This is a genomic window from Thermovirga sp., from assembly GCA_012523215.1.
Lineage (GTDB): Bacteria > Synergistota > Synergistia > Synergistales > Thermovirgaceae > 58-81.
Window position 1 is genome coordinate 1 of record JAAYIZ010000108.1, and the last position, 12,079, is coordinate 12,079.

Below are 12,079 nucleotides of genomic sequence, written 5' to 3' on the forward strand. Positions count from 1 at the left end.
GGGGAGTTCATCGCCGGCGGTGTCTCGGGGATGCTGAAGTCGCTGAAGGGCGATTTCGACCCCGAAGACGGGGTGAGCGTTCATATCAGGACTCTCCCCTGAAGGAACCCCTAAGGAAGTGTTCTTGCGGTAAAGCGCAGGGCTGTCTATAATGATGTTCGCCCGTCCCCCAAGGGGGACGGGGAATGGTTTTGTCCTGACGCCCCCCCGGGCGGCAGGCCGGTTTTTGTCCTTCAAGACTTCATATTACGCAGGGAGGTTCCTTGAATGTTGGCACAGATAGTCTGGATATCCGGAGGGGCCGGGTTGCTCGCCCTCGCCTTCGCCCTGTTTTCGTCGGGGCGCATCAAATCTTTCGAGGTCACCAATGAACGGGTGAATGAACTGTCCGATATCATACAGAGGGGTTCCATGGCTTTCCTCTCCAGGGAGTACAGGGCCCTGGTCCCCTTCGTCGTGGTCGTCGGCGCGATACTCTGGCTGAAGATCGGCTACCCCATGGCCGTTTCCTTCCTGCTCGGGGCTTTCTGCAGCGGCCTGGCGGGACTGGTGGGCATGAGGGTGGCCACCAGGGCCAACGGCAAGACGGCCTTCGCCGCCGGGCAGGGCATGAACCCGGCCCTCAGGATAGCCTTCACCGGCGGGACCGTCATGGGCATGTCCGTCGTCGGCATCGGGATAATCGGCATCATCATCTGCTACTGGTTCTTCAAGGATCCCAACATCATCACCGGTTTTGGCTTCGGGGCCAGTTCCATAGCCCTCTTCGCAAGGGTCGGCGGCGGCATATACACCAAGGCCGCCGACGTGGGGGCCGACTTGGTGGGCAAGGTCGAGGCGGGCATCCCCGAGGATGACCCGAGAAACCCGGCTGTCATAGCCGATAATGTGGGCGACAACGTGGGCGATATCGCCGGCATGGGCGCCGATCTTTTCGAATCCTACGTGAACTCCATCATTGCGGCCATGGCCATTGGATTGGTGGCCTTCGGCGACACGGGCGTCATCTACCCGTTGCTCCTGGCCTCCCTGGGCATCGTCTCGGCAGTGCTGGGGACCTTTTTCGTCAGGGTCCGCGAGGGGGGAGACCCCCAACTGGCCCTCAGGATTGGGACGCTCGTGACGGGAGCCTTCATGATAGTCGGTTCCTACTTCATGACCAGGGCCGTCTTCGGCGACATCACCATCTTTTGGGCCGTCCTGTCCGGAGTGGCCGTCGGCGTCCTCATCGGCATCGTGACGGAGTACTATACCTCCTCGGGTTATCCCCCTGTGAAGGGCATAGCCCAGGCTTCCATCACGGGGACGGCGACTAATATCCTGGCCGGCCTCGGCGTGGGCATGAAGTCCACCGCCGTCCCCGTCCTGATGCTCTGCGGTTCCATCCTCGTGGGCGTCAGGTTCGGGGGGCTCTACGGCATCGCCTGCGCGGCCGTCGGCATGCTCTCCATCACCGGGATGACCCTCAGTGTCGACGCTTACGGTCCTATCGCCGACAACGCCGGCGGCATAGCCGAGATGAGCCACATGCCCCCCCAGGTCCGCAAGATAACCGACCGGCTCGATGCGGTGGGCAACACCACCGCGGCCATAGGTAAGGGGTTGGCCATCGGTTCGGCCGCCCTCACCGCGCTGGCGCTCTTTGCTGCCTACGCCACCGCTGTGGGTCTTGAGGTCATCGATATCAACAACCCCAGGGTCATGGTAGGCCTGTTCATAGGGGGCATGCTCCCCTTCATCTTCAGCGCCATGACGATCCAGGCCGTCGGTCGGGCCGCTTCCCAGATGATCGACGAGGTGCGCCGCCAGTTCCGGGAGATACCCGGCATAATGGAGGGTGAGGGCCGGCCCGAGTACGAGCGCTGCATCGAGATATCCACCGGGGCCTCCCTGAAGGAGATGATCGTTCCCGGGTCCCTTGCCGTGATCAGCCCGGTTGTCGTTGGCCTGGTCCTCGGGGCCGAGGCCCTGGGCGGACTCCTGGGCGGGGCCATCATCACGGGCGTCATGATGGCCATCTTCATGTCCAACGCGGGCGGGGCCTGGGACAACGCCAAGAAGTACATCGAGGAGGGCAACCTCGGGGGCAAGGGCTCAGAACCTCACGAGGCGGCCGTCGTAGGCGATACCGTCGGGGACCCCTTCAAGGACACCGCCGGCCCCAGCCTCAACATCCTTATCAAGCTGATGTCGGTGGTAGCGTTGGTTCTGGCCCCGTTGTTCATTTAAAGGTCGCCCTTCGCGCCTAGCGGGGACCGTAAAAAAGCAGACAAGGCTCGATAACGGCGGGGGAGGGCGACCGGAAGCCCTCCCCCGACCTGTCGGCAGGGGCCATACGTGGATGGAAGGTGGTGCCGCTTTGGATCAGGACGCCGTCAGAACGATAAAGGACAGGATCGACATCGTCGAACTGATCGGCGAGTCGGTGCAACTGAGAAGGGCTGGAAGAAGTTTCCGGGGGCTATGCCCCTTCCATTCGGAAAAAACGCCATCATTTTTTGTCTCCTCGGAACGCCAGACCTATCACTGCTTCGGCTGCGGCCGCGGCGGTGACCTGTTTTCCTTTGTGATGGAAAGGGAGGGGATGACCTTCCCCGAGGCTCTCGCCATGCTGGCCGACAGGGCGGGTGTGACCCTTGAACGCTTCGATGGACGCCCGGGACGGTCCAAAGGCGTGGCGGGCGCCATGGAAGCCGCCCTGGCCTTTTTCCGCAGATCCCTCACGGGTCCGGAAGGGGAGAGCGCCAGGAAGTACCTCGACAGGAGGGGCATAGGCTCCGCCGATGCCGCAGCCTTCGAAATGGGCTGGGCACCGGCCTCCTGGGACATGCTCAGGAGGGAACTCGAGGCCCGCGGTATCCCGGCCGGGGATGCCATGGCCGCCGGGCTCCTGGCCGGGAGCGGGGGGCGTACCTATGACCGGTTCAGGGGCCGGATCATCTTCTCCATCAGGGACATCCAGGGGAGGCTCGTCGCCTTCGGTGGACGCCTCGTGGACGGCGAGGGCGCCAAGTACATCAACAGCCCCGAGAGCGAACTCTACAGCAAAAGGAAAACTCTCTACCTCCTGAACGCCGCAAGGTCGTCGATCCGTGAGAAGGGCCGTTCCATCCTCGTCGAGGGCTACATGGACGCCATCAAACTGCACATGGCCGGTTTTTCCGAGACGGTCGCCTCCCTGGGGACCGCCCTGGCCGAGGAGCAGGCCGACCTTCTCAAGAGGTTCGCCGACCAGTGCCTCATCTGTTACGATTCCGACACGGCCGGCCAGGAAGCGACGATCAGGGAGATGTACACCCTCCAGAAGAGCGGTCTTGACATCAGGGTGGTGGTCCTCCCCGAGGGCAAGGACCCCGACGATGTCGTCAGCGGTAACGAAGGGCAGGATCGTTTCCTGGGGCTGATCGGCAGGGCCGAACCGCTTCCCCTTTTTCATATCAGGGCCAAGAGCGAGGCGTTGTCGGACGAAACGCGAAGGACCGCCGCCAGGAGAGAGATCATCGAGAGCCTGGCCGAACTCCCCCCGCTGGAGGCGAACAGGCATATATCACAGGTGGCCCAGGGCCTGGGACTGCTGTTGCCGGAGATGGTCGACCTCCTCAGAAGCGCCCGGAGGTCTGCCGGCCGGGGCGGGAAAAAAGGTATTTCGGGCCCGGAGAGCGTATATATATATGGGGAGAGGGATATCCCCCGGGGAGTCAAGCCCTCGGACCCATGGGAGGCCGCCCTTTGCTACCTCCTCTGGACCGATGAGAGGAAGAGGGCCAAGGTGGAGCCTGCTTACGTCCTGTCGCTCCTTTCCGAGGAGGGAACCAAGGCCGTGGCCCTGTCGATCCTCTCGGGTGACGGCACCGGCGAGTTGAGGGCGAGATGGGCCAAAGCCGGTGACGACTATCCCATGAGGCTCATTTCGACGGGGTGGGGGCACTGCGTCAGGAACGGTGAGAGGGAGGACATGTGGGATATCGTCCTTTCAGCCCTCGAGTCGAAGAGGTCAAAGGACAGGTTTGACGCCCTCACGGAAAAACATGCCAGGGGCAAGGCCTCCCCCGAAGAGATGAAGGAATACTTTGAACTTGCCAGAAAGCTCAAAAGGAGGGACCGTTAAAGACATGACCGACGTTAAGAAGGCCCCGGAAGAGCTCGAAAGCCTCGATACAGTCGATACTGCTGAAGAGGCCGTTGTGTCGCCGAGGGAAGTGGCTAAGTACATAGAGAGCTTCAAGGAGCTGCTCCACCTGGGGCGGGAAAAGGGTTTCGTGACCTACGACGACATTGAGAAGCATATACCAGGGGAGATGATGAACGAAGAGACCCTGGATAGTCTTTACTTCAACCTCAACGAACTGGGGATAGACCTGGTGGAGACCGAGAAGGCCAAGAGCGAGCCTCGCGACGACACCTCGTCTCCCCCGGCGGCCGAGTACAGCGAGGAGATGGGCGTACTGGAGGATTTGCCTCTCTCGGACCCCGTCAGGATGTACTTGAGGGAGATCGGGAAGATATCCCTGCTCAAAGCCGAAGAAGAGGTGGCGTTGGCCAAGCTGGTCGAGGCCGGAGACCCCGCGGGAAAGAGCCACCTGGTGGAGGCCAACCTGAGGCTCGTGGTCAGCATAGCGAAGAAATACATCGGCAGAGGCATGCTGTTTTTGGACCTCATCCAGGAGGGCAACCTGGGCCTCATCCGCGCCGTGGAGAAGTTCGACTACCGTAAGGGTTTCAAATTCAGTACCTACGCGACGTGGTGGATCCGCCAGGCCATAACCAGGGCCATAGCCGACCAGGCCAGGACGATCAGGATACCGGTCCACATGGTGGAGACCATCAACAGGCTCATCAGGATCTCCAGGCAGCTGGTCCAGAGACTCGGGCGAGAACCCACCGCGGAGGAGATCGCCGCGGAGATGGCCATCGGCTCGGAAAGGGTCGAGGAGATTCAGAGGATAGCCCAGGAGCCGGTCTCGCTGGAGACTCCCATCGGCGAGGAAGAAGATAGCCAGCTGAGCGACTTCATCGAGGACAAGAACCTTCCCAGCCCCGAGGACGCCGCCGCGGTCCAGTTGTTGAGGGAACAACTGGAGGGGATGCTCGAAGAGCTGACTGAAAGGGTAAAGGAAGTGCTCCGGCTGAGGTTCGGCCTGGAGGACGGCCACCCCTACACGCTCGAGGAGGTGGGCAAGCGCTTTGGCGTGACCCGTGAGAGGATAAGGCAGATCGAGGCCAAGGCCCTGCGGAAGCTCAGGCACCCCAGCAGGAGCAAAAAATTGAGAGATTTTCTTGATTGAGGACCCGACCCTGCCTCTCTGATCAGGGCTTTTCGTTATTCGAGCAATGATTCAAATCATTTGTTATAATATTCACGGATGATGTCCATAATGGAGGTCCTTGCTTTGCGGATAGACCGTTTCTTGAAACTGTCCCGCGTCGTCAAGAGAAGGAGTTACGCCCAAGAGATGATAACCCATGGCGCGGGGAGAGTGGGAGGCGCCCAGGTGCGCCCTTCCAAGGGGTTGAAACCGGGCGATGTCGTCGAGGTGGCTTTCCCGAGGAAAGTTCTGACCCTCAAGGTCACTTCCGTGGACGAATCCCATCTGAAGCGGGGCGGGGAGGCTTTCGAACTTATCGGACAGAGGCAAGTGACCGATGACCAGGAACCCTGGTGAAATAATTGTCAAGTCATCCCGTGATCCATTTTCGAGGAGGCAGGGACGATGAGGGTAGCGGAACCGACCGTTGAGCGCCTGGTGCTTTATTACAGGCTTCTTTTGCAACTCCACAACGAGGAACGCAGGGTGGTCTCCTCCCAGGAGATAGGTGAAATGCTGGGCCTCAAGGCGAGCCAGGTGAGAAAGGACCTGTCCTACTTCGGTGAGATCGGCAAGCGGGGCGTAGGCTACCACGTGGAACGCCTCTACAGGCATGTCAGCGATATCCTTTCGCCCGACAGGGTCTGGAAGATCGCCCTGGTGGGGGTGGGGAGGCTTGGAGAAGCCCTGCTCGGCCACAAGGCGCTGAGGAGCGAAAAGTTCAGGATCGAGGCCCTTTTCGACAACGATCCTTCCAAGATAGGCCAGGTGATCTGCAATGTCCCTTGCCATGATTTCGAGGAAATGACGGAGATCATCCGCGAGAAGGAGATCGAGGTCGTGATCCTCACCATACCTGCCGCCGCAGCCCAGGTCTCGGCCGACAAGGCCGTGGCCGCCGGCACCGTCAAGGGGATCCTCACCTTCGCCACGACCGCGATATCCGTTCCGGAGGATGTCTTGGTCTACAGGGTGGACATATCGGTCGAACTGGAGAAACTGCTCTTTTTCCTGAAGGGCCGGATGGCCTGAAGGTATGTTTGGGCGGAAGCCCGGGAGTGTTCCGATTGCTTTCAGGTCATGATAAAATGTTCAGTGCTAAAATGATCCTCAAAGAACGAGCATGGAGAGGGAGGCGTGGCTGTTGCAGGTACAGGGTGGACTTGTGAGCATGCTCCTGCCACTTGGAGTATTCATCGTAATCTTTTATTTCCTGATCATCAGGCCCCAGAAAAAGCGTCAGCGCAAGCACGAGGATATGTTGGCCTCGATACGCAACGGGGATATGATCGTCACCGCCGGGGGTTTCTACGGTACGGTGAGGGATGTAAAGGACGACAGCTTCATCGTCGAGATCGCCGACGGGGTCAAGGCGAGGGTCCTCAAGGGTTCCATCCAGATGAAAAAGCAGGATGAACACCCTGCCGGTTAGTCTCCGTCCGGGTGGGAGCGGTCTTCGTCATCAATAGAGGGCCGGTCGGTGGCTTCCTTCGGAGTGGATGCCGGGCGTCCGCTCCGTTTTTTATGAAAGGTCCGGTCGCAGAGGCGGGTCTTAAGGAGCCCCCTCGCAGGTAAACGAGGTTTTCAACAGGGGAGGAAGGCATATGCTCAAAAAGGATCGTTGGCGGCTTATCCTTGTCGTGGTGGTGGTTGTGGCCGCCCTGCTCTTCGTCTTTCCCGTAAGGGGGAGGATCCGCCTGGGGCTGGATCTCAAGGGAGGGGCCCATATTTTGCTTCAGGCCCGGGGCACCGCCGAGAACCCGCTGACCGATGACAGCGTCGAACGTCTTCTCGCGGTCCTGCGGAACAGGATAGACCAGTACGGGGTCACCGAACCGGTGATCCAGAGGGAGGGGAAGGACAGGGTCATCGTCGACCTCCCGGGGGTGGCCGATCCCGAGGCGGCCCTGGAGCTCATCGGTAAGACGGCGCTGCTCGAGTTCAGGCACGTCTATGAGTCCACGGGGACAGTTCCCCCGGGGCCCCAAAGGCCCAACTACGACTCCGAGGAGGAGTTCCTGGAGGCGCAGGCCAGGTGGGAAGCGGTCCGGGGGCAATTTGACCGTGCCGCCGACGAGATGCGCCTCAAGGCCGAAAAGGACCCGGACAAGGTTTTGGCCAGGAGCGAGGAACGCGAGGCTTACCTGCTTGGCCAAGCCTATGTGGGCGGCAAGGACCTGGAAGACGCCAGGACCAGTTTTGACAACCTGGGGCGCCCCGTGGTGACCCTGAAGTTCAGCTCCCAGGGGGCCAAACTTTTCGACGAGGCCACGGCGGCCAATGTGGGTCGCCCGATTGCCATCTGCCTCGACAACAAGGTCATCTCGGCGCCGGTGGTCCAGGAACGCATCAGCGGGGGCAACGCCCAGATCTCCGGGCGCTTCTCCACGGCGGAGGCGCAACGGCTGGCCATTATGCTCAGGGCAGGCGCCCTTCCGGTGGCGGTGGAGATCCTGGAGAACCGCTCGGTAGGGCCGACCCTGGGATCGGACTCGATAAACTCCGGGATAAGGGCCGGCCTGATAGGGGCCGTCCTCGTACTGATCTTCATGTTCCTTTATTACCGGACCCTCGGTCTTGCGGCCAACGCAGCCCTGGTGGTCTGCATGCTGCTGGTCTTCGCGGGCCTGATCGGTTTCAGGGCCACCCTTACACTGCCCGGCATCGCGGGCATCATTCTGACCCTGGGAATGGCCGTGGACGGCAACATACTGATCTACGAAAGGATGAAGGAAGAGATCGCCGGTGGCAAAACTCCGCAAGCCGCCGTTGAATCCGGGTTCCGCAAGGCCCTGACGACCATCCTTGACGCCAATATAACGACCCTTATCGCGGCGGCGGTGCTGTTTTACTTCGGAACCGGCCCGGTGAGGGGCTTTGCCGTCACCCTGTCGATAGGTATAGTCGCCGGTGTCTTCAGCGCTGTCGTCGTCACCAGGGCACTTCTGCATCTTTTCCAGTCGAGGGGACGCGGAAAGATGGAAGCGGCCCCGTCGGGAGCAAGGGGGAAAAGACGATGATATTCAAGATCAGGAAAAACATCGATTTCATGGGTTTCAGGAAGGTCACCCTTTCCCTTAGCCTTGCCATGGTGGTCGTCAGCCTGGGTTTGCTCGGCTTCAAGGGGTTGAACTTGGGCATTGACTTCACCGGGGGCAACCTGGCCCAGGTTGAATTCTCCCATCCCGTCGGGGTGGCCGAGGTGCGCGAGGTCCTCACCGATGCGGGCGAGGACCAGGCCGTCATCCAGGCTTACAGCGATATCGGGGTCCTCGTGAGGATGAGTTCCCACGACGACAGGACGGCCCAGGAGGTCCTCTCGGCGCTCCGCTCGAGGTTCGGAGAGGTCGAGGTGCTCCGGCTCGAAAAGGTGGGACCCGTTGCGGGAGAGAAACTCAGGCAACAAGCGGCCGTGGCCCTCGTCATCGCCCTCGGGGGGATACTGGTCTATATCACGGTCCGGTTCCGGTTCCGTTTCGCCGTGGTGAGCGTGGCCGCCCTGGTCCACGATACGATAATAACCCTGGGGGCCTTCGCGCTGTTCGGGAGGGAAGTGTCCCTGCCCTTCATCGCCGCCATCCTGACCATCGTGGGCTACTCTCTCAACGATACGATCGTGGTCTTCGACCGCGTCAGGGAGAACTGGAGGGGGCTCCGGCAAAAGGGAATGGTCACCCTCGTGAACGAATCCATCAACGAGACGCTCTCCAGGACCATCAATACCTCCCTTACCACCCTTTTACCCGTCCTTACCCTTTACCTCTGGGGTGGTCCGGTCATCGCCAACTTCGCCCTGGCCCTGCTCATCGGTATAGTGGTCGGTACCTACAGTTCCGTCTGTATCGCCGGGGCCATCCTCGGTGAATGGTACCTGAGGTCGCCCGAGAAGGCGTGAACCAGCGGATCCGAAGCGTGGCGGAGGAGGCCTTGATCGGCCTCCTCCGCTTTTTTGACTGATGCCGGCGGAAGGTATAATATTTACGAAAGTGATCTATATTACGGTGAAAGAGCGCAAGGGTGCAGATATTCGCGAGAGGGAGGGATAACCATGTCTGCCACCTCTTTTAACCGCCTGAAGGGTTACGTCTCCTCCAGGTTGCTTGAAAAGATCGTGCAAACATCCACTTCCGGCGACGAGGGCAAACTTGTGGATCTCTTCGAGCTCCTTTCAAGGCTGTCGCCTGCGCGGTATTACAAGGAGAGTTTCCACGATCTGGCGAGGATGGCGCGGGAAGATCACCCGGCTACCAGGGTCTTCAAGAGGATCTTTACCGATCTTCACCCCAACTGCAGGCGCAAGGCGATCAGCAACTTCTTCGTCAACTTCCTGCTCGTGGGCAGGGATGTCAGGGACAGGAAGGAGGTGGAGCTGGGCGTCCACCTGCCCAATTTCATGGTAATAAGCCCCACCATGAGGTGTAACCTGAGATGCAGGGGATGCTACGCCGCGGGATACTCCAAGGAAGACGACATGCCCTCCGAGAGAATCGACCGGCTGATCGGGGAGGCCAAGGAATTGGGCATGTACTTCTTCACCTTCTCGGGCGGAGAATGTTTCGTCAGGCCCGACCTGGTGGACCTGTGGAAGAAGCATGATGACTGTTACTTCCAGGTCTACACCAATGGGACGCTCCTGGACGACGCTACCGTGGGACGACTGGCGAAGCTGGGGAACGTGGCCCCCATGGTCTCCGTCGAGGGTTCCCGGGAGGAGACCGACGCGAGGAGGGGCCGCGGCATGTATGACAAGGTGATGGAGACCTTCGACAGGCTCTCCGAGGCGGGGTTGCTCTTTGGCTTCAGCGCCACCTGCACCAGGTCGAGTGCCGATTACATAGCCTCCGACGCGTTCCTGGAAAAAATGCTCGACCGAGGCTGTAAGATCGGATGGTTCTTCCAGTACATCCCCACCGGCGACGATCCCGACCTGGGATACATGGCCACCCCCCGGCAGAGGGCGGCCCTTCACCGGAAGGTCACCGAGTGGAGGCAAAAGTACCCGCTTTTCCTCGGGGACTTCTGGAACGACGGCCCCTTCGTGGACGGGTGCATGGCCGGGGGTGAACGATACCTCCATGTCATCTCCAACGGGGACGTGGAGCCCTGTGTCTTCGTCCATTTCGCCGTGGACAACATAAACGACAAGAGCCTCCTCGAAGTGATCCAGAGTCCCTTCTTCCAGGATATAAGGGATAGACAGCCCTACGACGACGACAACCTCCTCTGTCCCTGCATAGTGATCGATCACCCCCATGTTCTGAGGGAAGTGGTAAAAGCCCACGGGGCGCGGGCGACCCACCAGGGTTCGGAGCGTATTCTCACGGAACTATCGGAAGGCCTGGACGATTATTCGGGAAAGATCCACGAGTTGTTCGACCCCCTCTGGGAAGAAGGGGGCCGGCGGAAGTACCTCAAGAGCCTGGAAAGAGAGGACAAGCTCCACCCCCAGGGACGTATCAACAAAAGATTGCCAACGGAGCAGAGAACAGGATAATCTAGTCATGACAGTGAAGACCCGATTCCCAAAAGGGGTGAGGAGATGAAAAGTTACGCCCTTGCCGTTGCCATGGCAATGTTGGTGGCGGCGGTATACGCTTTTCAGAATACCGGAGAGGTCCTGGTCAAGTTCCTGGTGTGGGAGTTGTCCTTCCCGCAGGGCATCTGGGAAGTGATGCTCTTCGCGGCGGGGGGGGTGCTGATGTGGCTCGTCTCGCTCTTCGCGTCCATGGAGGGCAGGTCGAAGTATGTCCGGCAGATAAAGGAAAAGGACGCCAGGATAAGGGATCTTGAACATGAAAAGACCTCGCTGATGGAAGCCATAAAGCACAGCGGCCCTTTGCGTGAACCGGAGATCCGGGCGGAATATTCCGGGATCCCCGCGGAAGAGCCGGCGAAGGAAGAACCGGCTACGGAAGAGCCGACGATGGAAGACGAAGTAGAACAGGAAGGACAGTGATAGGGGAAATACCCCTCTCCCGTCTGACGGTCCGGGAGGTGGACGATCACGCCAGGATCCTCGCCGAGAGAGTGCCCTGTTCACCCCTGACGGCCCTCCTGCTGAGGATGAGAGGGTTCTCGGAGGATAACCCCTGCGAGGCCCGGGCGCAGCTCGACCCGGGCCTCGACGATTCGATGGCCGGCCTGGACCTGGGCCCCTCCTCGACCGCCGCGGCGGACCTCTGGAGGAGCCTCAGGGGGGCCGAAAGAGTTGTCGTCTACGGGGATTACGATGCCGACGGAGCATGCGCCACGGCTCTTGCCATGGAGTTGGCCCTTGTCTCGTTCCGCCAGGCCAGGTACTTCATCCCCCAAAGGCACAGCGAGGGTTACGGGGTCCATGAGAAGGTTGTAAGGGCGATAGCCCGAAGTGGCTGTGACCTTCTGATCGCCGTAGACTGCGGGACCAGGGATATCGAGGCCCTCGCCGTCGCCAAGCATGCAGGCATCCCGGTGATCCTGTTCGACCATCACCTGCCCGGTGAGACATTGCCCCCGGGTGCCCTCGTGGTCAACCCTCATGCGGGAGGCTCCGGCGAGGCCCAGACCCTCTGCGCCACGGGCGTGCTATGGGCCTGGGCAAGGCGCGAGGGGATCGTTCCCCGGGGATGGATCGACACCAGGATGGACCTCGTCGCCATAGCGACCCTAGCTGACCATGTGCCCCTGGGAAGGCTGAACCGCTCCATCTCCTCCAGGGGGATCGAAGCCCTTCGTCGAACCGAAAGGCGCGGCTTGGGCGCCCTCGTGGTCGAGGTAGGCCACCGCCCCGAAGA

The 12,079-nt window shown here is 60.6% G+C and carries 11 protein-coding genes; all 11 read left to right on the top strand.

Going from position 1 to position 12,079, the window contains the following annotated elements; genetic code table 11:
* Positions 1-267 precede the first annotated feature (267 nt).
* The gene (locus GX108_03095; protein ID NLO56030.1) at positions 268-2,229 is read left to right on the top strand and encodes a sodium-translocating pyrophosphatase; all 1,962 of its coding nucleotides are present in this window, start codon (positions 268-270) and stop codon (positions 2,227-2,229) included.
* A gap of 130 nt (positions 2,230-2,359) precedes the next feature.
* Entirely contained in the window at positions 2,360-4,108 is a 1,749-nt protein-coding gene (locus tag GX108_03100; protein NLO56031.1) for a DNA primase, read from the top strand.
* Between the two features lie 4 nt (positions 4,109-4,112).
* Positions 4,113-5,285, top strand: a complete 1,173-nt coding sequence (gene rpoD / locus GX108_03105; protein ID NLO56032.1) for an RNA polymerase sigma factor RpoD — start codon at positions 4,113-4,115, stop codon at positions 5,283-5,285.
* A 105-nt stretch (positions 5,286-5,390) separates the two neighbouring features.
* The gene (locus GX108_03110) at positions 5,391-5,663 is read left to right on the top strand and encodes an RNA-binding S4 domain-containing protein (protein ID NLO56033.1); all 273 of its coding nucleotides are present in this window, start codon (positions 5,391-5,393) and stop codon (positions 5,661-5,663) included.
* A 48-nt stretch (positions 5,664-5,711) separates the two neighbouring features.
* Positions 5,712-6,338, top strand: coding sequence for a redox-sensing transcriptional repressor Rex (locus GX108_03115; protein ID NLO56034.1), 627 nt, complete (start codon positions 5,712-5,714; stop codon positions 6,336-6,338).
* A gap of 139 nt (positions 6,339-6,477) precedes the next feature.
* Positions 6,478-6,738 carry a preprotein translocase subunit YajC gene (gene yajC, locus GX108_03120; protein ID NLO56035.1) on the top strand — a complete coding sequence of 87 codons (261 nt, stop codon included), beginning with the start codon at positions 6,478-6,480 and terminating at the stop codon, positions 6,736-6,738.
* A gap of 172 nt (positions 6,739-6,910) precedes the next feature.
* Complete coding sequence (secD, locus tag GX108_03125; GenBank protein ID NLO56036.1) at positions 6,911-8,326, top strand: protein translocase subunit SecD; 1,416 nt, start codon at positions 6,911-6,913, stop codon at positions 8,324-8,326.
* Positions 8,323-9,201, top strand: a complete 879-nt coding sequence (gene secF / locus GX108_03130; protein ID NLO56037.1) for a protein translocase subunit SecF — start codon at positions 8,323-8,325, stop codon at positions 9,199-9,201. Before secD ends, secF begins: the two co-directional genes overlap by 4 nt.
* Before the next feature lie 153 nt (positions 9,202-9,354).
* A complete protein-coding gene (locus GX108_03135; protein ID NLO56038.1) occupies positions 9,355-10,800 on the top strand; it encodes a radical SAM protein in 1,446 nt (481 codons plus the stop codon).
* 45 nt (positions 10,801-10,845) lie between these two features.
* Positions 10,846-11,262, top strand: a complete 417-nt coding sequence (locus GX108_03140) for a LapA family protein (GenBank protein ID NLO56039.1) — start codon at positions 10,846-10,848, stop codon at positions 11,260-11,262.
* The coding region (locus GX108_03145) for a recombinase RecJ (GenBank protein NLO56040.1) at positions 11,259-12,079 on the top strand (821 nt) is incomplete at its 3' end. The genes GX108_03140 and GX108_03145, both read left to right, overlap by 4 nt.